Genomic DNA, 25,644 nt, shown 5'->3' on the forward strand with positions numbered 1-25,644 from the left:
TCCACATGATACAGCTCACTCTGATCAAAACAAAGTGAAATCATTAAAATCATCCATAGAATGATGTGGAAAAAATACTTCCTTGTAAAATCAAATCTGATTGCCATAGCTCAAAAGTAAGCCAATAATTATAAACAATTTGGTTATTCGTCTCAATTATTTGCAGTTTGTCGCATAAACAGATTTAAATGCAACTTTGCATCCTTTTTGGGCGTCATTAATGGAGAACGAAATATATTATTGATACTTCAAACAGTAATTTTATGTTCCTTCTTTTTAAAAAATATAAATAAATGTACTATGCTTAATTTAAAATTTAAAACCCTATTGCTAAGCTTATATTGTATATCGGCTTTTACTGCTAACGCACAAATATCTACAAAAGAACTTCAAACTTTTCTTGAAAGCGAAATAGTCAACAAAAGAACTAAAGGAATTGTTGTCGGTATTATTGATGCAAATGGAGGAAAACAAATTATTAGCGCTGGAAAACTAAGCGACAATAACTCAAAAAAACCTGACGGAAACACACTGTTTGAAATTGCTTCGGTAACTAAGCTCTTTACTACTTTAGCACTAGCAGATTATGCCAACAAAAACGAAGTCAGTTTGAAAGATGGTATCTCTAATTATTTGCCAAAAAAAGTTAAAACTCCCGTTTTCGATAATCAAGAAATTACTTTATTGCATTTGGCAAGTCATACTTCTGGCCTTCCAAGATTTCCTTTTAATCAATTTCCGAACAATCCAGTAGATAACTATTCTGTCGAAGATTTATATTATTACTTATCGGAGTTTAAACCAAACAAAGCGTTTGGGACAGCTTTTAAATACTCAAATACTGGAATGGGATTAATTGGTCATATTCTTTCTTTACAAGCCAAACAGCCTTTTGATGCTATTGTTAATGAAACAATTTGTAAAAAGTTAAAACTTAACAATACTACTTTTTCTCCTACTAATCAACAAAAACTAAATATAGCCAGCGGACATTTACCTTATGGACAAAAAACAGCACACTATCATGAAAGCGAAGGCATGAAAGGTGCAGGTGGATTATACTCTTCGGTAAATGATTTACTAAAATTTGCAGCCTTGGGCCTAGATCTTGAACAGAATGAATTATCATCAGCCATGCAATTGACTCAAACTAAAGTGGGTAATTTGGGCTATGAAATGGGTTATGATGCCGAAATACTTTATGACTATGGTATGGGGTGGAATATTTGGACTAAAAATGGCAGAACCATTCATTGGAAAGATGGTACTAGCTTTGGATTTCGGTCATTTATATGTTTAGACAGAGAAAAGAAAAAAGGTGTAGTGATTTTATCTAACAGCTTCAATCCTATTAACGATATTGGTTTGCATTTAATTGATGCCACATATCAATTAAAGCCATATAAATACCAATGGGGTTTGATTGATTCATTAAAAAAAACTTATACCAAGGCTGGTATTGATCGGACAATTGATAAGTATCTGGACTTAAAAAAAAGTGCAAATAAAGAAATTATCTTTCATGAAGAAGTCTTATACTATCTCGCAAAAGAATTATCGCTAATGAAAAAAAATGACCACGCTATAAAGCTGCATCAATTAAATATTGATGAATACCCAAAATCTTCTATGCCCTTAGAAAGTATGGGTAATTTATATTTTGAAATGGGAAATAAAACAAAAGCCTTAGAATATTATACTAAAGCACTTGTTATAGAGCCAAAAAATCTGCATTTTCAATGGGTTATTGATCAATTGAAAAAATAAGAAAACGATGAAAATAGTATTAAATAACAAGACAATTAAGGGAATTGCCGTTGGGGGAATGAAAGTATTATCTTTTATTTTATTGACCTTTTCATGCTTTGCTCAGATTAAAAATATCACAACTATAAAAGGCAATAAGATACTTGTAAAGGACTTAGACAAATTTATCATTTCGCAATTGGATAGCTTGAAGGTTCCAGCCATTTCATTGGCAATAATTAATAAAGGTAGACTTGTACATTACAAAAACTATGGTGTAAAAAATCTTGACACCAAAGAAGCTGTAAATCAGAAAACGATTTTTGAGCTTTGCTCCGTTTCCAAACCCGTATTTGCTTATTTTGCATTAAAGCAAGCAGAGAAAGGAATTTTGGACTTAGACAAACCCCTTTATGAGTATTATATTGATCCGAAAATTGACACTGCACATGGATTTTACAAACTCATCACAGCCAGAATGGTCTTAAATCACTGCTCAGGTTTTCCAAATTGGCGGGAAAATGAAGACTTTAAGAACACTTTATTTTTCAAAAATAAACCAGGAATGACATATGGCTATTCTGGTGAAGGTTATCAATATTTAGCAAGGGTTTTAGGAAAAATTCTAAATAAATCAGACGTAGAACTGAATGATTACTTTCAAGAAGAAGTTGTAAAACCATTAAAAGTGAAAAGCATGAATTTTACTTGGGATAATAAACTACGACCCTTTAAAGCTTATTCGCATAGGAAAGGGAAACCTACGGATAATGGGTCGCAAGGGCCACCTGATTGGTTTGGTTCAGCAGGTAGCCTACATTCTAATGCGGGAGACTACGCTTTGTTCCTTCTTTCTCTCATGAATAAAAACACACCAATTAATCATCAACTTATAAAATTAAATACAGATCTTCCAAAAGAACCTGACGGACTATTTCGCAGTTTTGGCTTTCCTTATAAAATGGCAGATGGTAAAGTACGCTACTATCATTCGGGCAATAACAGTGACGCTCAATCTTACTGTCATTTTTATAAAGAAGAGAAAATGGGATTAGTCATGTTTGTCAATAGTGACAATTTCTTTAAGTCAGGACTTGCTCAGAAGGTGTTGGTATTTTTGGAAGAAGAGTTTACGTATTAAACCCACATTTTGTAACCCAAACTCATTCATCAACGTATTTAAATAAGAGAATTAAAAAAGGTTTTAACAAAAATAAAATAGTCTGTAAAAATGGAAATTAAAGTAATTAGAACAATGACAAATACTAGGATTACTAAATGTATTCTGTTTGAAAAAAAACTATGGATCGCCTGTACGATGATCTTATATATAACCAACTTAATTTTTGCAAACAATCCAAAAATCATTTCTAAAAATGTGAAATTTACAAGTGAAGGAGTCACGTTGTCAGGTACGATTATAAAACCTAAAAATCCAGTGGCAGCACTTGTTATAGTTCATGGGTCTGGACAAGAAAAAAGAATGATGGAATTTGCGACGAATTTGTCTCACAATGGTTTTGCTGTACTAACCTATGATAAACGAGGAGTTGGCGAATCCGGTGGCGTATATGCTGGCCCTGAAGTAGGCACAAATAATGTTGATTCAACAAATCTCAATCTCTTGGCTTTGGATGCGAGTGCAGCCACAAACACATTGATGGCTGATATTGCTACCAAGCATATAAAAATGGGACTTATCGGTTGTAGTCAGGCAGGTTGGGTCATACCTCTGACAGCTCAAAAAAATGAAAATGTCAATTTTATGGTTATATTCAGTGGTCCACTTATCACGGTCAAAGAACAATTGAGATTTCAATTTTACACAAACAATGACGACAATTTCTGGGAGACACATACAGAAGATGATGCAAGATTTCATATAGCCAATGATGAGGATAGATATCAATTCATTGATGTTGACCCTCGTGTTGCACTTTCTACATTGGCCATACCATGCTTATGGATTTATGGACAAAAAGATATTCAAGTTCCTGTGAACCTATCTATTGAGCGCCTTGAAATTCTAAAATTAAAGAACAACCGATACCATCATCAGTTATATCCTGATCTAGGCCATAATACTGCTTTCACCGATTCTACGGAGCCAGTTGAAAATGCCGTTAAATGGATAAGATCCATGATATCATCAATGCAAAACAAAAAATGATTATTTTATTTCATAAGTAGTTTTAGCCCATCTTTATTTACATGTTTTCTTCTTAAAACTAAAACTCTTTGATTCACAACCCATAATTACAGAAATCAAAGAAACTAGGTAAATTTTACAAAACTGATCCATTGGTTATACATCATTTAATTTTAAATCCAGCACCTAATTCCAGGCTTGCATTCTCTATAAATACCCATTTGCCATCAAATAAAGGAGCATATATTCTGCTTGAAAAGTAAGTATCTCTACGCCCGATCTTTAGATTATACATAAGCCCTTTATCAAAGGAAAATGTGTTGAATTTAGTCTTAACATTATCTTCTAAAGCCGGATTTACTATTTTGGCTGAATATGAAAAATATTTACCTCCACCCATAATAAATAGCGTATGTGAGCAATGTTTGGAATATATCGATGTTCCAATGCCAAACTTTTGGAAAGTTGTGACGCTATATTTTACATCTATATTTCTAAAAGCTTTAAAACTATTGATATCAAATGAAAATGCCGTGTGGGAAGCAAAAGAAAATCTATTGTTGATCTGGTATTGCACCAGCCCTGCCACTTGTATATCTACCAAACCAAAAGCGGAGCTTACTCTGAGACCAATTGTGGGCTCTATGGATAATTTTCTTTTTGGATATTTTTCTTCCTGCCCATAAGAAAACATAATAAAGACAAACATAAAAAGTAAAGTTATTGGTAGTTTCATGGCTATAAATTTTTAAAGTAGTATTCCAAAGCTTTCTTTATGTTTTCATCTTTGCTACCGTTATGACCTTTGCCGGGGATTATACACAATTCAGTTTTTGTGTCAGGATAATATTTCTTGATGCGATTGTATAAAAGTTCTATTGGGGGCACCATATTGGGTTCTGTACCACCAACTCCAAAATAGACCCATTGCTTTTGAGATTTGATTTTAGCTCTTGTTTCCTGTTCATATTGCAAAATAATTTCATTGTCATAAATCAAACTAGGGCTGAGTAAAAAATATTTTCCAAAAGCTTCATTGTGTTTTACGAAGGCAAAAGCTCCACAGAGTCCACCTAATGAGTGACCAATCAATATGCGTTGCGTTCTATCCGGCAATACACGATACTCCATTTAAACTTTTGCGATGAGCTCTTTTTTTATAAAATTCATGAATTTTTCACCTCCACCTTCGCCGGAAAATCCGGAAGTAGAATATTTGGTCGGAGTATAATCAATTTCGCGATAGTCTCCATGGCGAATACCTATTACAACTACATCTTGCTTTTTATAAAGTCGACTCAATTCTTTACATTTTTTTGATATATAGAAGAAATTTGAATTACCTTCTGCACTTTTATCATCAGGATCAAGAACGTATACTGTGGGATATTTTTCTGCACTTTTGTTGTATTCTTCTGGCAGCTGTACCCATATTCTGTATGTTTTACTTTTCTCTTGGGAATCAATAAAAAATTCATGTGTAAGGCTGGAATCTAAATCACTCAACACTTCTTGTGCACAAGAGATTAGCGTCAAGATAACAATCAAATTTGTAACACTTTTTTTTAGCATCATTTTGCTCAATATTTTAGTAAGATTGCAAAGATAAGGTGAGAGCAACATAAATCTGTGTCTGAAAGATAGACGCAAGGAATCACATGACCAAAAGACTATTTTATCAATAATCATTATTTGGTAGGTCAATAATACCTATTGGTCAAGTAAAAATTCAATTTTGGCAACACCATTATGTTAATATAAAATAGTAATTTAAATTTATACCATGAATCCATTTATAGATTATTTTATTAGTTTTCATCATAGACACAGAGCCGCAACTCATGTGGTATTCTGGACATTGTTGTATGGTCTAGGTCTTTTTACTGATACTTCACATCTTCAGCAATTAAGTACTGATCAAAATATTGTTTTGTATTTGATGATGATGATTTCTAAAATTCCTATTGCCTACTTTGTTGTCTATTTTGTCATTCCGTTATACTTAGATAGAAAAAAATATTTATCGGCACTTTGTCTTTTCCTTATATTCTACTACCTCAATTTTTGCTTATCAACTCTATTTAAAATAAACATTTATCCGTTATTCCAAATGTATGTTATTAAGGATTTTGAAGAGTTTAGCCCTAGTCATTATATTAAAGACTACTTTATTTCAAACTTGGGAGCCACCGCATTATTAGTTCTAATAAAATTGTTTTTGAATAAAAGTGAAGTACAACAAAAAGCACTTCTGCTGGATAAACAAAAATCAGAAATTGAACTTAAGTTATTAAAATCTCAACTAAATCCACATTTTTTATTCAACACTCTTAACAATATCTATACTTTATCAATATTAAACTCACCGAAAACTTCTGAGTCCATTGCTAGATTGTCAGATATTCTGGATTATATGTTGTACAGGTGCAATTTAGTGGAAGTACTTCTAAAAAACGAAATCAAGCTTATTCAAAACTATATAGAATTAGAGAAAATTCGGTATGACGACAGACTAAAAATTACATTCATTGAGCATATTCAGTATGATGTTCAGATTGCCCCTTTGATATTATTGACATTGGTAGAAAACGCATTTAAGCATGGAGCTAGCGAAGATGCTGGTAGTCCTCAGATTAATATCGATCTGAAAGCCACAGAGAAAGTCATTGAATTTAAAATCCAAAATTCAATAACGCCACCTACACCTGATGAAAAAGTATCCTTAGGGATTGGCCTGTATAATCTGCAAAAGCAATTGGAGTTGATTTATAGCAACGGGTACAAATTAGAAGTTTCTAATGATAAAAAACATTTTAGTGTGTTATTAATAATAAATATCAATTCTAAATAAAAAGTGAAAAATGAAGATTCATTGCATGATCATTGATGACGAACCACTTGCTGTTCAATTATTAGAAAATCACCTTGCCCATTTAGAAAATTTCGAAGTTGTTGCTACAGCTAATAATGCCATCAAAGCAATTGAAATATTGAGATCAAAGCAGATTGATTTGCTTTTTTGTGATATAAAAATGCCCAAACTATCTGGTATTGACTTACTAAAGACACTCAAGAATCCTCCTAAAACCATCATTACTACTGCACATAGGGAATTTGCTTTGGAAGGATTTGAATTGGAAGTTTTAGATTATATACTCAAACCTATCACTCTTGAAAGGTTTTTGAAATCTATCGAAAAGTTTTTAAGAAGTAAAGAACATTTACCTATGCAGCACATTGATAAGAAAGATGACAAGGTTATAATAGTAAAATCCAATAATGTATTTTATAAAATCAACATAAATTCTATCTTTTATATTGAGAGCCAAAAAGACTACTGTAAATTGTTTCTCGAAGAAAAAGAAATTATTTGTAGGTATAAAATAAGCGAATTTGAAAAAGAATTGGCTGAATATGGATTTTTGCAGATCCACCGCTCATTTTTAATCAATACAAAACACCTTCATTCTTATACTGTTTCTAATGTTACTGTTGGAACGCATACTGTTCCAATTGGCCAAAATTTTAAGGAGTTAAGTTTGAGATATTTTGATAGTAAAAATAACTAAAATGAGATTTGTAGTAGTGCCTTTGGTCGATAGCGACAATTATTTTTCGTCCAGGATTTCTAAAAAAATGTTAGCTTCTTTTGATACAACGTTTGTTTGCTAATTTAATCAGTATTTTGGAATACCAAAAGGGATTTCGATTTAATAAATATTTTATTTCGGTAAGTAAATAAAAATAATGCTTTCTCCTTTCACCGATACTAAAGAGCCGGTTGAAAATGCCCTTAAATGGATAGGATCCATGATATCATCAATGCAAAACAAAAATTAGTTTGTTAAAAAATAACACGTTATTCAGTTTAGTATAGTCTTATTTTGAAAAGCTATCCTTAACAAATAAGCTTATCATCCCATTACCAAATAAGTTGATCAATCACTCCAGGCAATTCGATTTTCAAGCTATTTTTATGATTAATTCGAAGGTAGAACTACTCAATAAGTATTATTTAACATAAAATTAACATATATACTAATGAATTAGTAGTTATCCTAATAAATTAGTAGTACCTTTGCTTGAAATATTTTGAGATGATAAAATTAGCCAAAAGAGAAGAGCAGATCATGCAGGTGTTTTGGGATCTTAACAAAGCCTTTATCCGAGATGTCATTCCACTCTTACCCGATCCTAAGCCACATTACAATAGTGTAGCAACCATCGTCAAAATTCTGGAAGATAAAGGATTTATTGACCATGAAACCGTTGCAAATATGCATTGCTACTTTCCCGTGATAAGCAGAGAAGCTTATCAGCAGTTTGCTATGAAAGACATTGTAAGCCAGTATTTTGATAATTCATATCCCAGAATGCTGGCCTTTTTTGCCAAAGAACAAAACTTGTCAGATACTGAGTTGGATGAAATTGTTAAACTCATTAAAAAAGAAAACCAATGATACCTTATATCGTATATACTGCAATCATTATTGCTGCATTTCTTATTTTTTACAAAGCACTGTTACAAAAGGAAACCTTCTTTAGACTCAACAGATATGTGCTTCTTACCTGTATGACGCTGGCCTTTGTCATGCCAATAGTCCCTGTACCACAGCAATTCTCATTCAGGCAAGCACCCGAAAATCTTACTATACCAAATATAAATTCAGTAACTCCCAAAGAGGACATAAGCATTACCCAAACTGAGATTACACCTCCACCCGTTGAAACCGATTTACGTCAAACTTTCAATACAGATTCTGTTGTACAATGGCTGATTTATCTCTATTGGTTTGGAGTGATCATTTTTGGTCTCAATTTTTTGCTCCAAATAGTCATATTACTTTTCAAAGCATTTTCAAAGCCTGCCATCCTTGACGGCAAATTCAGAATTGTAGAGGTACCAGAAGATAAAGCTCCATGTTCTTTTGCCAATATCATTTTTATCAATCCTGAAAAATATGACTGGGAGACATACCATCAAGTCTTGTTGCATGAAAAAATTCATATTGAAGAAAAACACACGTTTGATCTCTTATTGACTGAATTGATGCTCATTTTTCAATGGTTCAATCCTTTCGCGTGGCAATGGCGCAAAGAGCTCGAAAGCAACCTTGAGTATTTTACGGATGCCCTTATGCTGCAAAATGATGAAGTCAGCAAAGAGCATTATCAGATGAGTCTCCTACGAGTAGCGGCTCCAAATATTCCCTTAAGTATTACCACCAATTATAATCAATCACTTCTTAAAAAAAGACTAATCATGATGAATTCAAAAAAATCAAATTTTCACACAATCTGGAAATATTTTTTTCTTCTGCCCATTATTGCAATTTTCATTTGCTCATTCAACGAGCCATTTTCACAAAGCCAAAGTAAATTATCAATCACCAATGTTGATACTAAAAATGAGAATGACAATGGAATGAAAAACACAGGATACTGGTTTGCTACCATCAAAAATGATCAGGTAAATATTCAGTTTAAAAATGACGATGATGAAGATAATAATAATTCAAGCGGTACCACCTTTCTAGTCAGCGAATTGGGCACTCTACCTATGGACAAACAAGGTACATTTTCTGTAAAAAGAGAAGCAGGTACCATGGAATTTACAGGCAAATTTGAGGGTAATAAAGGTATGGGCAATTATAAGTTTGTACCCAATAAGGGCTTTGTAGGAGATATGCAAAAAGAAGGAATAGATCTGAAAGAAGATACGGATTTGTTGGTCTTCTTTATGATCAATATCAAGGAATCTTATGTCCAAATGCTCAAAAAGACTGGATTCAAAAAGTTGGACAAGGACGACTTGATACCTTTGGCTGCATTAAAAGTTGATGAAGCCTATATTAACTCCCTCAAAATGGCAGGATTGAGTGATCTTAAACCAGGTGATTTAATTCCATTGAAATCGCTGAACATTGATAAAAAATACATTGAAGAAATTCGTAGTTCTGGATATAAAGATGTGACAGCTGACAAATTGATATCACTAAAATCTATGGACATTGATGGTAAATATATAGCTGATTATAAGTCAAGCAATAAGCACAGAACTGATGAGATTACAAGTAACAATATAAGTAATCGGACCAACGATGGCGGAAATGAAGACGATGATATCATTGCTTTCAAATCAATGGACATAGATAAATCATACATCAATTCGATCAAAGAAAATGGTTATGATAATATCGCCAATAGTGACCTGATAGCCATAAAATCTATGGGTGTAACTCCAGAGTATATTAAAACTATAAAAAATTCAGGATATCCTAACATTGAAATAAGCGACTTGATTGCAGTAAAATCTATGAGTATAACTCCGGAATATATTAAGAGTGTTAAAAATGCAGGATTTCCAAATATAGAAATCAGTGACCTTATCGCAGTAAAATCACTCAACATAACACCCGAGTATATCAAAAGCATCAAAAGTGCAGGTTATCCAAATATTGAAATGAGTGATTTAATAGCAATGAGTTCGCTTAAAATAGATGAGGATTATATCAAAAACTATCAAAATGTGGGTTATGGTAATATAGAGGTCAGTGATATGATTGCATTAAAATCATTAAACATAACAACTGCTCTCTTTAAGGAATACGAAGATCTTGGGTTTAAAGATCTCGATATTCAAGAAGTAATATCCGCTAAATCCACGCGTACGACTCCGGCATTCATAAAATCTATGCGCGAAAAAGGGCATAATCTCAAAAGTCTTGAAAAGTATGTGACTTTAAGGTCGGTCTTAGAAAACTAAGTAAAAGTCTTAGCCTTCACTTTAACCCAAATTTTGCATGTGACTACGTTGCGAGCACTGAAATACCAATAAATGTGGGTTTAAGAATAAATATCAACTGGCATGGCCTGTTGATATTTTTTAAATCATTTCTTTTTTCGTCTCTTCAATTTAAATAAATATGCAAAAATTTATTGCTAAAACATTATTTTGCTTAGTTATTATACAAACACAAGCACAAACCAATAAATTATCTAACAATGATATTGTAAAAGATAAAATTGTATACTTGCTCAATCAAGGCGATTATAGAGGTGTTTATAATTTAGCCGCATCAAACTTCAAGAAAAATATTTCAGAAGATCAAATCATCAATCTACTTCAGGGAACAGCAGATTTTGGAGACATTTTAAAAACAGAAATACTCAGTACGAATAAGGGTGGTGTATCAAAATACAGACTTGTTTATGAGAAAAAATCTTTGCATCTAGAAATGAAAGCGACAAAAAAATTGACATTTGAAGTTTTCGGTTTAAGCTTTTATACTCTACCGATCGTCCCTACACGGAAAGTATTTCTAAATGACAACATGATGAAAACTAAGTTGGACAGCTCTGTTCAAAGAGCAATTACGGCTTATATGAGCAATGAAAATGTCTCAGGTCTTTCAGTTGGCATAATTCAAAATGGTAATATGTTTACATATAATTTCGGAGAAACAAAAAAGGGGAGCAAGCAATTACCAACATGTGAAACAATTTATGAAATTGGATCAATTACAAAAACTTTCACAGGAATCATTTTAGCAAACAATGTACTAGAAGGTAGATTAAATTTGAGTGACGATATCCGAATGTATCTGGATGGAGATTTTCCTAATCTTGAATATAACGGGAAGCCTATCCAACTCGTACATCTGAGCAACCATACTTCAAGATTGTTATCACAACCTAAGATAGTTGGTACAAGGAAGGATCCGTTTGACCCATCACAGTTATTTTCTGAAAAAATACTATCCGATATTTTACATAATATAAAAATCGATACAATACCTGGTCATAAAATTGAATATTCTAACTTTGCAGTTTCTTTATTGGGGTGTGTATAACAAATTGCACAAAAATAAAAAAAGTATTAAATTTGCCACACCTGAGTATTATTAACCAATAAAAAACGAAACGATGGACACTAAAGATCAAATCTTAGAATCCATCCTGAGAAGTGTTAGAACCGAAGTTAGTTCATTTTTAGATCAAGAATCGGGAATTAAATGCCCAATTGAGTATGAGTTAAAGCTCATAGAAGTAAGTAGGAATTTTGCTAGAACGTTGCTGGATAAATCACAAGGTAAAATTCCAAAGAGTAGAAACTCAAAAAAAAAGTAATCACCTATTTTGGTAAATTAGACTTGAAGAAGGATCACGTTCTGTGTAGCGGCACCAAAAAGTTTGCCATTACGCGATACTTACAGGTGCTGCTTTGTTTATTGGGGCAAAGTAAGGTATTTGAAGAAGCTAGTGAAATGCTTGAGAAGCTTGTAGGGCTTAAAATCAGCGGCATGCAAATACAAAGAGTAAGTGAGTATTACGGAGATCAATTAGATCCTGCCATCGATCGCAATATCGAGAGTTGTATCCCTAAGTTAGAAGATGTTAAAAAAGAAGATGCTGTATATGTAATGGCAGATGGAAGTATGCTACTTACACGGGATGAAAAATGGAAAGAGGTAAAACTTGCTAGAATATTCACGCACAATAACATATTGAAAGTAAGTGATAAAAGGTCAGAAATTAGAAATTCGGTGTATGTAAGTCACATGGGGGGAGTAAGCGTATTTTTACCAAAATTAGAACGTCATTTAATAGGATATCAAAATAAGGTTATAATCGGAGATGGAGCTAAATGGATATGGAACTGGGCGGAAGACAATTATCCGGCAGCGACGCAAATACTAGACTTTTTTCATGCCAAAGAAAAATTAGTACTCTTAATAAAATTATTTTTAAAAGAGCAAGAACGGCAAAATTGGATCGACATTCAATGTAAACTTTTGATGGAAGATAAGGTACATCAAGTGATAGAGAATATAAAAAGGCTGAGGTGTAAAAGCGAAGAATCAAAAAGAAATAAAAGAAAAAAACGCTCCATTATTATGAGGAACATGAAGAAAGGATGTTTTATAAAACATATAGGGACAGAGGTTTACTAATAGGTTCAGGCCCAATAGAAGCAGCCCATAGGAGTGTATTACAATCACGAATGAAACTCTCGGGACAAAAATGGAGTATAAAGGGTGTAAATGCGATAGCCAACTTGAGATGCTTATACAAGAGCAACTCATGGCATATTCTTGAAAAATTTGTTAATGCGGCCGCTTAGTGCAATTTGTTATACACACTTTATTGGGATATATTTTGGAAAAAGTAAATAACTTGACCTATGAAGAATTACTCAATAAATATATTTTCGTACCAACAAAAATGACACATTCAAAAATATCATTTAGCACCAATGACTTCCTAAAATATGCTCAAGGCTATACTCTGGGAGGTGATACAACCGGATATTGGCGAAATAAATTAGCTGAACCGGCAGGTGGCATTCGGGCTACTTCGAAGGATATGCTTTTATATATCAGCGCACAATTGGAAGCAAAAAAGGGATCTCCTTATTGGTTGTCACATCAACTTACAGCTGGCACCAATCTACGCGGGAAAGGATTAAATTGGGGAATTTCAACTACTAAAAAGGGATATTTACTACTATCGCATGATGGGGGAACAAGTGGTTTTTCATCTTTATGCTTAATCTATCCGGAGTTAAAATCTGGCATTATTTTACTGACGAATAACGGCAATCATAATGACGAGTCTTTCTATGACATTGGAAAATTAATTTATTCGGATTGGGTAAAGTGAACTTAAAAAATTCATACGACCCATACACTGGCAACTTCAATCAAAACAGTTTTCCATAATAAATACATTTCAATCAAACAAATGGTAAAATTCATTCAATTATTGACATTGGCGCTGATCAGCAGCAATATTTTTTGTCAACAAACTTTAGGCTCTGAAAAGGAAAGTAAATATACCGAATATCTAATTCAAGACAGTGTTATGATTAAAACACGAGATGGTGCAACTATTTCGGCAATAGTAGTTCGTAAAAAAGGAGACCAAAACCCAAAACCAGTCATACTTCAATATACAATTTACGTTAGGGATAAAGGTAGAGACATTAGAACAACAAAAGAATCCGTTGACAACGGCTATGTAGGTGTAATTGCATACACAAGAGGTAAACGTTTTAGTCCTGACGAAATATTTCCTTATGAGAATGACGGTAATGATGCGTATGACGTTATAGAATGGATTAGCAAACAAAAATGGTGTAACGGAAGTGTAGGTATGTTTGGCGGTAGTTACAATGGCTTTACACAATGGGCAGCTTGCAAAACGTTGCACCCAGCACTTAAAACAATTGTACCTTATGTGGCGGCAAGACCAGGACAGGGCTTACCTGTGGAAAATAATATTTTTGTAAACCCAAACTACGAATGGGCATTTTTCGTTGGCAACAATAAATATTTAGACACATTAGCAGGAAACGACAGACAGCGTTTTAGAAATATGCAGAACAAATGGTGGGAAACAGGAGTTGCTTACAATAAGTTAGACAGCATTGATGGCACACCTAACAAGTGGTTTCAACGATGGATAAGCCATCCTTCTTTTGACAATTATTGGCAAAATATGACACCATATAAAAAGGATTTTGCTCAAATAAAAATACCTGTGTTGGCATTTGACGGTTACTACAACGACGGACAAAGTTCAGGCTTGTATTATTTGAGAGAACTGCAAAAATATAGCCCAGAAACACCTGCATATCTTATTATTGGACCGTATGGACACTTTGGCACTCAAAAAGGTGGAGAAGCTGTTTTGTATGATTATAAAGTTGACTCTGTTGCATTATTTGATATTACCAAAGTTACTTACCAATGGTTTGACTATATTTTAAAAAATGGAAGTAAACCAGCAATGCTGAAAGACAAAATCAATTATGAAGTTATGGGTGCAAATGAGTGGAGAAGTGCATCCTCACTTGACAAAATGAGTAATAGCTTTCTAACTTTGTATTTGACAAATAACAAATCGGGGAATTTTTATTCTGCAAGTTCTAAAAAGCCAAGTAAGAAAAATTACCTCTCACAAGAAATAGATTTTGCAGACAGAGAAAATAGTAATAACGATTATTATCCAGAACCCATTATACGCAAAGAAGTAGATACAAGCAATGGCTTCTTATTTATTAGCGACCCAATTAAAGAACCTACTATAATCAATGGTGCATTTTTAGGACAAATTAAAGCAAGTATCAATAAAAAAGATATGGACTTCGGTGTTACCTTATACGAAGTAATGCCGAATGGTGAATATTTTCATTTATCCTATTTTATTGGTCGTGCCAGTTATGCACATGACATTACAAAAAGAAAATTGCTAAAACCAAATACTATAGAAACAATACCATTTTCAAATACACATATGATAAGCAAAAAAGTAAGCAATGGAAGTAGATTATTAGTAGCAATAAACGTCAATAAAAATCCTTTTTCACAACTGAACTATGGAACCGGTAAAGAAGTAAGTACAGAATCAATAAACGACGCCAAAGAACCACTAATAGTTAAATGGTTTAATGACAGCTTTGTGAAAATTCCAGTATGGAGATAGTCGTTTAAAAGGTATTTAAAAATGTCTTATCTATTAACAAATAAGCTGAACATAAAACAAGAATAAGGCTCTAAAATCACCCCAAATACTGCTATGACATTTTTAGTGTTTTCCCTTTAGAATTGATAGACAAAAACTTTAAAAAAGAAAAAAGATCTCATTTATTTTTTTCTCAAAACAAAGCTATTTTCTGTAATTTCGGTCATTTGTCAAAAAAAAAGCAATAGAGAAAATGAACGAAGAGAAGTACAAAGCACCAAAGGCAAGCCTTTGCTGTAGTGAACAGTTTATGGGCTTTGGACGCGGACTGCTTTGATATTATGGTTTTGTGAACCAATAAAGGGACTAAGACGATCCACCTTTTCTCGCAACTCATCCTCCATATTCCACAGTTCGGTAACATGTTTTTGCTGCGATCTTAGATTGCCCATACTTTTGTCCTATCAAATTAAAAACACAGATCAATGAAATACATTTTTACCACAATTGCAATTTTCCTGAGTATAGTGACTTATTCTCAAACCAATACGCTCACAGTCACTGTAACAAACTTTAAAAACAATGAAGGTAAAGTGATGGTAGCCATTTACACGGGTCAGGATAATTTTATGAAAAAGGCAACTTTTAGAAAATCAGCCATTATCAAAACCAACACAGCTAAAGTCGTATTTGAAAGTGTCCCTGATGGTGATTGGGCGATTTCGCTCTTCCATGACGAAAATGACAACAATAAATTGGACAAAGGTTGGTTTGGTATTCCAAAAGAAGGATATGGATGCTCAAATGATGCCAAAGGAAACATGGGACCACCAAAATACGAAGATGCTAAATTCCAACTGACCGATCATAAAAGCATGACCATTAAAATCAATAATTAAACATTAACTAATTTTTTAAACAATTCACTATTAAACATTAAATAAACAAGAATGAAACATTTAATCGTATTATTAATCCTTACTTTAAGTATCTCTCTATCAGCACAAAGCGCTTACGAAAAAGGCATGCAATCTGCTATGGGACTTTGGTCTGAAGGCAAAAACAATGAAGCCGTTGCCATGTTCGAAAGAATAGCAGCTGCCGAAAAAGACAACTGGTTGCCCAATTATTACGTGGCTCTTGTAAGTACAACTACGGCATTTGCTACCAAAGACAAAACCCAAATCGATGCCATGCTTAAAAAAGCTCAATCTGCATTGGATAAAGAACTAAAAAAGCAGCCCAATCATCCCGAATTACTTGTGATGCAAGCTATGATTCACACAGCATGGATAGCATTTGATCCCATGACCAATGGAATGAAACTCTCCGGAATAGTCATGGAGATCTATGGAAAAGCTGAAGCCATCGCTCCTGAAAATCCAAGGGTTGTACTTGGCAAAACAGAATTTGAAATGGGATCAGCCAGTTTTTTGGTACCGATATCAAACCTTTGTGTGCAAAAGCAGAAAAAGCAGTCGAACTTTTACTACTTTTAAGCCCGAAAGTGGTTTTCATCCTAATTGGGGACAGGAAAGGGCGCAAGCAATCGTAGCATCCTGTCAGTAATTATTAATCTTCAGAACGATCATTTTGGCAAAGGAAATCCAATATATTACTAAAATAATTCTCACCGGAGTGACGGTTGGGATCGGCGTTGCTGTGATCATAATGACTCTGGAAGCATTATTTGGCAGGACTTTCCATTGGGACCAGGAGATGTTGCAAGCGTTTATTTATGATGTATATTTTGGATTAGTCTTGACTATCATTAATGCCGGTTTTTTTGATTATTTAAATTACAAAGTCAGTTGGCCATCTGGCAAGGATTATTACAGGATAATTGCTGGCTTTGTAGGGAGTATTCCTTTGACTCTTTTTGGTGCATGGCTGGTACGGCTGACCATTGCTGTTGGTATTGAAAATCAATCTTTTGACACATTTCTAAAGGAACAATCATTTCAAAGTTATTTAGGAACGCTTATCATTACTTTTGTTGTTTCACTTGTCTTTCATGCTATCTTTCTTTACCGAAAATTGCAGGAAACCAAGGTCAAAGAACAGAAAATCATAGCCGGTAATGCATCTGCACAGTTTGAAACGCTCAAAAATCAAATCGACCCACATTTTCTCTTTAATAGTCTTAATGTATTGAGTTCCCTGATAGAAGAGAATCCGGAAAATGCCCAAAAATTTACCACTTCGCTTTCCAAAATATACAGGTATGTGCTGGATCAAAAGGATAAAGAGCTAGTGCCTTTACAGGAAGAATTGAATTTTGCAAAGACCTATATGAAATTGCTGACTATGCGGTTTGAAAATTGTTTGACCTATCGTCTACCGGATACACCGATTGACGAAGATGCCAAAGTAGTACCATTATCATTGCAGCTGCTGTTAGAAAACACCATCAAGCACAACATCGTGAGTGATATGCAACCTTTACATATTTCAATATTTGTAGAAGGCGAAAATCTTGTAATATCAAACAATCTTCAGAAAAAAGAAGTCTTACAAAGTGGGTCAGGTGTAGGCTTAAAAAACATTGTAAATAGGTATGCCATCTTGACTAAAAAGCCTGTCTTGGTCGAGTCAGATGACGCTAATTTTGTAGTAAAAATACCTATACTGACCAAAGAAATAAATTTAATCAAAAATAAATCGTACAACGAAATGGATGCTTATCTAAAAGCTAAAAAGCAAGTCAAAGAAATCAAAGAATTTTATAGCAGTTTAATATCCTATTGTATAATTATACCGCTGCTTGCATTTATTAATTATAAAACACACTGGGATTTTAAGTGGTTTTTGTTTCCTATGATCGGATGGGGAATAGGATTGTGTTTTCATGCATTTTCTGTCTTTGGTTATGGTAAAACCTGGGAAGAAAGAAAAATAGAAGAATTGATGGCAAAACAAAATAACACTAATCAACGTAAATGGGAATAATCATGAATAATCCTGAACAGGAAATGGCTTACGAAGCCGCACAAAAGAGAGTTAAAAAATTAAAGGGTTTTTATATACACTTATTGGTTTATATTGTGATCAATGTAATGATCATTTATGCTAATTATTCCTATTCAAAAACATCAGCTTCACTTTTTGAATTTAAAAATTTCTCCACAGCTTTTTGGTGGGGAATAGGATTGATGGCTCATGCTTTCAATGTCTTTATAGCAGATCTTTTTCTTGGTAGAAATTGGGAAGAGCGCAAGATCAGAGAACTGATGGATAGAGAAAAAGAGAAAAATGATTTTGTGTAAAACCCACGATATATGACCACCATCATCATAGAAGACGAAAAGCCCGCAGCACGTATGTTGCAACGCAAACTCGAGAAACTCAATATTCCAGTTCAAGTAATGTTACATTCCGTCAGGGAAGCTGTAGAATGGTTTCAGCAAAATCCACATCCTGATTTGATCTTTTTGGATATACAGCTATCCGATGGATTGTCATTTGAAATCTTTGAAAAAGTATCCATCCAAAGTCCGATCATCTTTACAACAGCGTATGATGAGTATGCACTCAGAGCTTTTAAACTCAACAGTATTGACTATCTACTAAAGCCCATAGACGAAGACGATTTGGAAGTTGCCGTCGAAAAATATAGGAAGTTGATCAGCCCGAAGCCTGCCATCGATATGCAGATGATCCGCCAGCTATTTACTTCATCCAAAGCGCCGGAATACAAAAAACGATTCAGCATCAAAGTGGGTGATCACATCAAAGTCATACCCATCGAAGATGTAGAATTGTTTTACAGTGAATTTAAAGGGACTTTTTTGTTCACAACAGAAGGTCGGAACTACCTGTTAGACACAACCCTGGAGTCATTGGAGAAAGAGCTGGAGCCTTCACAGTTTTTCAGAGTGAGCCGCAAGTTTATCATTGCCAATATAGCATTGAAAGATATCGTCGTATATAGCAATTCGCGACTCAAATTGAACCTGAAAACCTACAACAAAGAAGAAGTCATCGTGAGCCGAGAGCGCGTGGGAGATTTTAAGGAGTGGTTGGGGTAGTATCCGAGCCTTGTTAATCATGCTTTTCTGCTCCAAAAACCAGCGTCGGGTTATCAGGATACATAGTGGATCTCCCAACCCTGTAACTATCTATTATCGCCGGTAGAAAGACTGGATCTGCTACTTGCATCCGCTATGCCATCAATATATAACCATACTCCTCCACTCGAAGCCTGACGGGTCACTGCGATATGATGCCAAACACCATCATCCACTATAGTATTACCTACCACGCCTCCGTGCCCTAGATTACTTCTATGTACTCCTACTACTATCCTTCTGTTGCATCATACAATTCAATAATCACCATAATCACCATTGCCAAAATACCATTCATTTGGGTTACAGCCATTAGCATTGTTATCTCCGGATTTGGCCTTCATCCAGAATTCTATTGTAAAATCCATTGCTACATTTACAGGCTTTCCAGGATTGCCCAGTGGAATTACTACAAGATCTATATCAGGATTGGCAGCACTACCTGATGCCAAAGACTGTAAAGAATACTCCTGTGCAGGACTTAAAAAAGGCAGGAGCAATAAAAAAGATATTGGCAGTTTGACAAGAAATCTGTATTTCATGAATAGATGTATTAACGATACAAATTGACCTGAAATTAATGTTGCAAATATAAATGAACTTTTGGCTACAAATAATAGAGATTCCCCTGATATTGGTGATAACACTAATTCACAACAATTTCTTCCGTTTTCACTACATCTCATGATAAGGTCATAAAAAACACAAATACCTTTGTTTCATTATATTCACCATTTTAAAAAAATAAAGTTATGCGTTTCATATTTTTAGTAATGTTTATTGTCTTTTACCTTGACTCAACAGCACAATTTGACAAAATCAAAAAGTCTGTCTCTAATGCTGCGAATGTAATTTCAAATACAGGCAAAGATGTTAAAGAAGTAAAAGAATCGGCTGCACAAAAGGAAACAAAACCTTCCACAGGACAGAACACAGTAAAATCCTCTAATGAAATACAAAATTCTGATGGTAATCACTACTACATTCGACCTGATGGGAAAGGCAAAGATGCTACGAAAGATGCTCCTGCCAAAGATATTGCAGCTATAGCAATGCAACTTAAAGCAGGTGATGTAGTACATGTGGCTGCTGGTGTGTATACAAGCAAGGCTGATCAATCATCTGATGTCTTTTCTGTTCCCATATCAATTATTGGCGGTTATAGCTTAGATTTTACCATGAGAGATCCATGGGGTAAATACAAAAGTGTATTCAGTGGCTCCAATGATATCAGTAAAGGTTTGACCACAGAGAGAGTCGGAATTCTGACAGACAAGGGCTTTAAAGACTGGAAAGGAGAAATTGTCATTGATGGTATCATCGTAGATAACGGAGCCAGAAACTATTATACAGATACAAAGGAAGAATTTATCAAAAGAAAAGCCAGCCCCGAAAAAGGAATGAATCCAACGCCCAATACGCCAGGTATAAAAATAAGAACCGGGAGTGGCACAAAAGTCATCATTAGAAATTGTGTGGTTACTAATACTGCTCCCACTCAAGGTGCCATAGATGTGCAGGTAGGTAAAGACGGGAAGGCCATTATCGAAAATAATCTGGTGGTAAATAATACTGGAGAAGGCATCATGTGCAAAAGTAATCACCATGGATCCAGCGGGCACCCTTCATACGAACTGAGAAATAATACCATACTTTTTACCTGGAAATATGATGCTATTGCCAGTTTCGGAGGAAATAGTCTGATGTTTGATAACGCACTCACCCTTGTTGCTGAAAATAATGTATTTGGATTCAGTGATTTTGGTGGCGTCAATAATGTAAAACAATGCAAAACAGTCACTCTGAAGAACAATCTCTTTGTTGGCCATAAGAAGTATGATTATCAGGAATTTGGTACGGGACTCAAACTGGATGAAATGGAAGACTATGCCAATTTCATAACCAAACAGTCAACCAATAACTACTCCAGGGAAATAAAACTTTATATTAATAAGTCATGGGCTGAAAAGTACTTCAACAGAGTAGAAATTTCCCGCGCAGAGGTTGATGCCGCAGCAAAAGTATCCAATAGCGGAACCAATCAACTCAGAGCTATGTTTGGACTGCCGTTACAGGCAAGTGCAGTAAAGATGGATGCCAGCATCTGGCTTCATAGAATGTCACTGGATGATGCTATAAAACTCGGAATTACACCATATGGCAACAATGCCGGATGTTCAGTTCCGACAAACTAACAATCCCCAATTTTAACATCTCAAAAGACTTCCTATATGGAAACTCCGAAGTCAGCCGGCTCCGGGTTTGATTTATTAAACATTAAAACATATCAAAAATGAAAAATTTAATTGTCTTATTAATTTTTACTCCTATTATCATTTTTTCTCAATCTTTTCCATCTGACACAAAGGTACTGCAGGATGTAAAAAAGTATCATGGTAAGATATCTACAGCAGAAGTACAAAATGACTGGAAGCTTGAGCAGGAATCCGGATATAATTTTAGCAATATGGCTAAAAGAGTGGTGTCAGGTACTACCATAAGAGAAAATGGTACATCCAAAAAAATTATTGGTTTAGCGATTTATATACGCGGCGGTGCGGGTGAAGCATGGAGCTTTTCGAGATATTTTGTGACAAACAGTGAAGTGGTAGGTGCTGTATCACTGACTGTAAATGATCTTGTAGAGCAAACAAAAGCACTTGCAAGAAAAAACTTTGAAAAAGCATTGTTCGCCTTGCGCAAAGATATCGTTTGGATTTACAATATATCTTTTCCGGGCTCAACTCCGGATCATACAGATCGCACTGGTGATATTATTTATAAAGGAAGTATAGAATATGAATATAAATTTAATAATTCAGAAGGCATCACACTTCCAAATTATCCATTTGAAGCTGGAATAAGAAGACACATCACACCTATTGAAGCTTATGTTAGATTGGTTGATGGTCAAATGAAGGTAGATTATGTTGCTAGCGGATATAGCGAACCTTTGAATGAAAAAATGATGAGTCGAAAAGATTTTGAAGCATTGCCCATTATTACAGAAAAGAATTTTGACCAGCATTATGGACCTGAATGCCCGTTTTTAAAATCAAAAGGATCTGAAAGTATTAATGCTAAAGATAAAAACCAAATAGATAATTCTAACAATACAGATGGAATATCAGAAAGCAAAACTGAAAAAACTTCAGAAAAGAAAAAAATTAAATTTGGTCTCCCCAAAATAAAGATAAAAGGATCAGGAAATCGATATAAAAAATAATCAGCTGAATAAATAACATAAGTACAAAACTTTTTATGTTTTCTATTTTCCACTACATTGCATCCCATCTTTAATAACTGGAATGGTTTTTATTAGTTTTAACGTTTAGACAAATATGCAGCAAAGTCATTTTAAGTCAGCACTTTGGGTTATTTTGATTGGATTGTGTGGTACGCTTTTCAGTCAGGAGAAGTCATATTTTGAATCAAGAACACTATATTTTAAAGATAATTTTGCTAAAGGTAATATTCTGGCAAAAAAATCTGATTTGTTAGTGGCCTTAAAATTCAAAGATAGTTTGTATAAGATTAACAGAAGTGATCTGCTGGCAGAACACATGCTCACAGTTGGGAAAATGTATCAAAGAATGGGTCAGATGACCAGTGCAGAAGGTGCTTTTCAAGCAGGCTTGAGATTGGGCAGGAATAGTAAAGATAGCATCTGGGTTGCGAAAGCATATTCCAGAATAGGAGGTTTTTACGCATTGGAAAACAGAAATTTTAAAGCTTTAGATTATCAGATGAAATCACTTTCTCTTTTTGAAAAATTTGCAAAAGAGAAAATTTATTTGCCCGATGTGTACAATGAAATTGCAAATGCCTACATTCAGATGGGAGAACTCAAAACAGCAGAACAATACCTGGAGAAATCACTAAAATTAAAAAAGGAGTTGAAAGATACGCTGAGATTGGGGATAATCAATAACATGTATGCTGACATATACAGACAAAGAGGGGATTATGCAAAAGCAGAGCAATTTTATCTGAAAGACCTGCCCAAAAGAGAAAAACAAAAAAACTATGAAGGTGCGATATTGAGCTACCTTGGACTTGGAGACACTTATATTGGATGGAAGAAGTATGAAAAAGCAGAAAGCATATATTTGAAAGCGCTCAGTTTTGCGGATACCATCAAAAGACCACGATTTATCGGAATTTCTTTGGTGAAACTTGGTGAATTATACCTAAATATTGGGAGAAAACCAGATGCCGAGCGGGTATTTAAAAGAGCAATTAATGAATGTACTCAGGTGGATTCACGTATCTATCAACTAGCGGCATATAAATCTATGTACATACTGTATAAAGATAACTCTCAACTCAATGAAGCTATCTATTATCTTGAAGAGTATCTGGAAATCAATCAAATATACTCCGATGAAGCATTTGAACACAAGGCAGAAGACATGACGGCTGCTTATGAGCTAAGGCAAAAAGAAGAGGATCTTTCGCGACTTACAACAGAAAATAATAAAAACGCTCAAATTCAAAAAATACTTACTTTAGGTCTGGTGCTTTTAATTGTGTTATCTTCCTTTTTAATATTTTTGTATTCAGGCCGGAATACCGCTTTAAAAAAACTTTTTCAAGAACAGCAAAATACAAACAACCTCTTAAGAGAAAAAGAGATGTTACTTGAAAACCTTGAATCTTCTCATCATCAACTCGTCCATAGCGAAAAAATGGCTTCTATTGGAGTCATGACTGCCGGCATTGCTCATGAACTTAATAATCCTGTAGGCTCCATCCATGCCAGCGCTGAAGCATTAAAGATGGATTATGACGATTTAGTCCCACTATTTAAGGTTTTGGATCACATTAAAAAAACGAATGATCAAGCCCATTGGGATAATCTGCTGTACCTTTTAAAGGATATTGACATAAAATATCTTTCTGCAGAATTGGAAACCTTACTAAATACAGTGATGAATGGCTCCATGAGAACATCTCAAATCATTCAAGGATTAAAAACATTTACCCGGGATAGTGGCGATACAAAGGAACCTTACTTTATAGAAGATGGTCTAGATGCAGCGCTGACCCTACTCCACCACAAATTTAAAGATCAGATTACTATAAATAAACAATATGAATTCGGAAAAACATTACTATGCAACGGCAGCAAATTAAATCAGGTTTTTCTCAATGTCTTAGACAATGCCATTCAGGCATTGGCAGGAGCAGGAATCATCAGTGTAGCAACCAAAGAAGACAATAATTATTGCATTATAAAAATATCAGACAATGGACACGGAATGGATACCACGACTCAAAAATCTATATTTCAACCTTTTTTTACCACTAAAGAAATAGGAAAAGGTACGGGTTTGGGCTTAGCCATAAGTTATGCAATAGTTAAAGATCATCAAGGTGAAATGCAAGTGATCAGCGCACCTGGACAAGGCACTACAATTACCATTTCCATTCCAATCCAATCCAATGAAGCTGTATGCTAATTATTTGATTTCATTGACTTATTTTGCCATTTTCCTCACTATAGCTGCATCATATATAGATTTGAATAATTGGCTGTTTAACAAATCAATTATTGAGGATGGATTAAGTCAATGCTTCAGATTCGGCAGGACAGTTTTGATCACCTATTTAGTTTGGATGACCAGTGAAAAAAAATTGTGCTTAAGAAGTAATTTACTTCTTTTGGCATTTATAATTTGTTCCATCGCAGATGCCTTTTTGATTTTACTCCATAGATTAGACATTGGTATCTTTTTTTTCACCTTGATGCAGATCGTACTGATCGTCAGGCACGCACCTGATTTGAATTCTTTTTCAAAAAATAAAGGAGAGGCTATTATAGCATTTGTAGCTGCAATATGCTTTTATTTGATTTTCTTGGTTCTATTATTTTGGTTTATGTCACAAAATCAATTGTTTATTCATGTGATTGTATATGGTTTTCTATTGGTTATGTCCTGCTTGTTTGGCTATTTTTCTAGATTCAAAAATGATCATATCACGCGTCTTCAATCTGATTTAATATTCTGGGGTATGATTTTATTTTTATTATGTGATATTACAGTATTACTTCCGGTGATGTTTCCAAATCAGGATTTTGCTCAAATCGCCAGAGCATTTACAGGTGTTTTTTACACTCCTTCACTTTTATTACTGGCTTGGTCTGGCGTAAAAAATGAATCATTTTGAAGGCTTTAACTGGTTTTCGAGGTTTAATTTTTAATGCCGTCCTTT

General features: G+C 34.3%; 25 protein-coding genes and 1 pseudogene. 21 read left to right on the plus strand and 5 right to left on the minus strand.

Annotation, left to right across the window (positions count from 1 at the left end; translation table 11 throughout):
- The first annotated feature begins 300 nt into the window (after positions 1–300).
- The 3 genes from IPK35_05295 to IPK35_05305 all read left to right on the plus strand — a co-directional run bounded on the left by IPK35_05295 (position 301) and on the right by IPK35_05305 (position 3,916).
- Entirely contained in the window at positions 301–1,767 is a 1,467-nt protein-coding gene (locus tag IPK35_05295; protein MBK8052693.1) for a serine hydrolase, read from the plus strand.
- 7 nt (positions 1,768–1,774) lie between these two features.
- On the plus strand, positions 1,775–2,887 hold the full coding sequence (locus IPK35_05300) for a beta-lactamase family protein (GenBank protein ID MBK8052694.1): 1,113 nt from the start codon (positions 1,775–1,777) through the stop codon (positions 2,885–2,887).
- A gap of 114 nt (positions 2,888–3,001) precedes the next feature.
- Positions 3,002–3,916, plus strand: a complete 915-nt coding sequence (locus tag IPK35_05305) for an alpha/beta hydrolase (protein ID MBK8052695.1) — start codon at positions 3,002–3,004, stop codon at positions 3,914–3,916.
- A gap of 142 nt (positions 3,917–4,058) precedes the next feature.
- Here IPK35_05305 and IPK35_05310 read toward each other — a convergent pair whose 3' ends face one another.
- The 3 genes from IPK35_05310 to IPK35_05320 are packed head-to-tail and all read right to left on the minus strand — an operon-like array spanning position 4,059 to position 5,470.
- Positions 4,059–4,631 carry a hypothetical protein gene (locus IPK35_05310; protein MBK8052696.1) on the minus strand — a complete coding sequence of 191 codons (573 nt, stop codon included), beginning with the start codon at positions 4,629–4,631 and terminating at the stop codon, positions 4,059–4,061.
- Between the two features lie 2 nt (positions 4,632–4,633).
- On the minus strand, positions 4,634–5,026 hold the full coding sequence (locus tag IPK35_05315; GenBank protein MBK8052697.1) for a hypothetical protein: 393 nt from the start codon (positions 5,024–5,026) through the stop codon (positions 4,634–4,636).
- Positions 5,027–5,470: a hypothetical protein gene (locus IPK35_05320; protein ID MBK8052698.1), complete on the minus strand. Its 444-nt coding sequence runs from the start codon at positions 5,468–5,470 to the stop codon at positions 5,027–5,029.
- Positions 5,471–5,678: 208 nt separating this feature from the next.
- Between IPK35_05320 and IPK35_05325 the strand changes: the two genes are divergently transcribed.
- The 14 genes and pseudogenes from IPK35_05325 (at position 5,679) to IPK35_05390 (ending at position 19,389) form a co-directional block, all read left to right on the plus strand.
- A complete protein-coding gene (locus IPK35_05325; protein ID MBK8052699.1) occupies positions 5,679–6,746 on the plus strand; it encodes a histidine kinase in 1,068 nt (355 codons plus the stop codon).
- Between the two features lie 10 nt (positions 6,747–6,756).
- Complete coding sequence (locus IPK35_05330) at positions 6,757–7,464, plus strand: response regulator transcription factor (protein ID MBK8052700.1); 708 nt, start codon at positions 6,757–6,759, stop codon at positions 7,462–7,464.
- Positions 7,465–7,992: 528 nt separating this feature from the next.
- Entirely contained in the window at positions 7,993–8,355 is a 363-nt protein-coding gene (locus tag IPK35_05335) for a BlaI/MecI/CopY family transcriptional regulator (GenBank protein ID MBK8052701.1), read from the plus strand.
- Positions 8,352–10,661: a peptidase M56, BlaR1 gene (locus IPK35_05340; GenBank protein ID MBK8052702.1), complete on the plus strand. Its 2,310-nt coding sequence runs from the start codon at positions 8,352–8,354 to the stop codon at positions 10,659–10,661. Before IPK35_05335 ends, IPK35_05340 begins: the two co-directional genes overlap by 4 nt.
- A gap of 160 nt (positions 10,662–10,821) precedes the next feature.
- Positions 10,822–11,748, plus strand: coding sequence for a serine hydrolase (locus tag IPK35_05345; protein ID MBK8052703.1), 927 nt, complete (start codon positions 10,822–10,824; stop codon positions 11,746–11,748).
- A gap of 73 nt (positions 11,749–11,821) precedes the next feature.
- On the plus strand, positions 11,822–12,025 hold the full coding sequence (locus IPK35_05350) for a hypothetical protein (protein MBK8052704.1): 204 nt from the start codon (positions 11,822–11,824) through the stop codon (positions 12,023–12,025).
- Positions 12,026–12,048: 23 nt separating this feature from the next.
- Positions 12,049–12,849 carry a hypothetical protein gene (locus IPK35_05355; GenBank protein MBK8052705.1) on the plus strand — a complete coding sequence of 267 codons (801 nt, stop codon included), beginning with the start codon at positions 12,049–12,051 and terminating at the stop codon, positions 12,847–12,849.
- Between the two features lie 205 nt (positions 12,850–13,054).
- Positions 13,055–13,558 carry a beta-lactamase family protein gene (locus tag IPK35_05360; protein MBK8052706.1) on the plus strand — a complete coding sequence of 168 codons (504 nt, stop codon included), beginning with the start codon at positions 13,055–13,057 and terminating at the stop codon, positions 13,556–13,558.
- An 81-nt stretch (positions 13,559–13,639) separates the two neighbouring features.
- Positions 13,640–15,382 (plus strand): CocE/NonD family hydrolase, encoded by a 1,743-nt coding sequence (locus IPK35_05365; protein MBK8052707.1) that lies wholly within the window; start codon positions 13,640–13,642, stop codon positions 15,380–15,382.
- 464 nt (positions 15,383–15,846) lie between these two features.
- Positions 15,847–16,260: a DUF2141 domain-containing protein gene (locus tag IPK35_05370; GenBank protein MBK8052708.1), complete on the plus strand. Its 414-nt coding sequence runs from the start codon at positions 15,847–15,849 to the stop codon at positions 16,258–16,260.
- A gap of 51 nt (positions 16,261–16,311) precedes the next feature.
- Positions 16,312–16,930, plus strand: a pseudogene (locus IPK35_05375) (hypothetical protein).
- A gap of 102 nt (positions 16,931–17,032) precedes the next feature.
- Positions 17,033–18,310, plus strand: a complete 1,278-nt coding sequence (locus tag IPK35_05380) for a 2TM domain-containing protein (protein ID MBK8052709.1) — start codon at positions 17,033–17,035, stop codon at positions 18,308–18,310.
- The gene (locus tag IPK35_05385) at positions 18,301–18,627 is read left to right on the plus strand and encodes a 2TM domain-containing protein (GenBank protein MBK8052710.1); all 327 of its coding nucleotides are present in this window, start codon (positions 18,301–18,303) and stop codon (positions 18,625–18,627) included. The genes IPK35_05380 and IPK35_05385 overlap by 10 nt, the downstream gene beginning before the upstream one ends.
- A gap of 12 nt (positions 18,628–18,639) precedes the next feature.
- On the plus strand, positions 18,640–19,389 hold the full coding sequence (locus tag IPK35_05390; GenBank protein ID MBK8052711.1) for a response regulator transcription factor: 750 nt from the start codon (positions 18,640–18,642) through the stop codon (positions 19,387–19,389).
- An 86-nt stretch (positions 19,390–19,475) separates the two neighbouring features.
- Here IPK35_05390 and IPK35_05395 read toward each other — a convergent pair whose 3' ends face one another.
- Together IPK35_05395 and IPK35_05400 are read right to left on the minus strand one after the other, a co-directional pair.
- Positions 19,476–19,622 (minus strand): hypothetical protein, encoded by a 147-nt coding sequence (locus IPK35_05395; protein MBK8052712.1) that lies wholly within the window; start codon positions 19,620–19,622, stop codon positions 19,476–19,478.
- 63 nt (positions 19,623–19,685) lie between these two features.
- Entirely contained in the window at positions 19,686–19,970 is a 285-nt protein-coding gene (locus tag IPK35_05400; protein ID MBK8052713.1) for a hypothetical protein, read from the minus strand.
- Between the two features lie 210 nt (positions 19,971–20,180).
- Here IPK35_05400 and IPK35_05405 point away from each other — a divergent pair, with 210 nt between their 5' ends.
- The 4 genes from IPK35_05405 to IPK35_05420 all read left to right on the plus strand — a co-directional run bounded on the left by IPK35_05405 (position 20,181) and on the right by IPK35_05420 (position 25,599).
- Positions 20,181–21,623, plus strand: a complete 1,443-nt coding sequence (locus IPK35_05405) for a right-handed parallel beta-helix repeat-containing protein (protein ID MBK8052714.1) — start codon at positions 20,181–20,183, stop codon at positions 21,621–21,623.
- Positions 21,624–21,721: 98 nt separating this feature from the next.
- On the plus strand, positions 21,722–22,654 hold the full coding sequence (locus tag IPK35_05410; GenBank protein MBK8052715.1) for a hypothetical protein: 933 nt from the start codon (positions 21,722–21,724) through the stop codon (positions 22,652–22,654).
- A 115-nt stretch (positions 22,655–22,769) separates the two neighbouring features.
- On the plus strand, positions 22,770–24,890 hold the full coding sequence (locus tag IPK35_05415; GenBank protein ID MBK8052716.1) for a tetratricopeptide repeat protein: 2,121 nt from the start codon (positions 22,770–22,772) through the stop codon (positions 24,888–24,890).
- The gene (locus IPK35_05420; GenBank protein ID MBK8052717.1) at positions 24,874–25,599 is read left to right on the plus strand and encodes a hypothetical protein; all 726 of its coding nucleotides are present in this window, start codon (positions 24,874–24,876) and stop codon (positions 25,597–25,599) included. The genes IPK35_05415 and IPK35_05420 overlap by 17 nt, the downstream gene beginning before the upstream one ends.
- Positions 25,600–25,644: the final 45 nt, after the last annotated feature.

The organism is Saprospiraceae bacterium (assembly GCA_016713025.1).
GTDB lineage: Bacteria > Bacteroidota > Bacteroidia > Chitinophagales > Saprospiraceae > OLB9.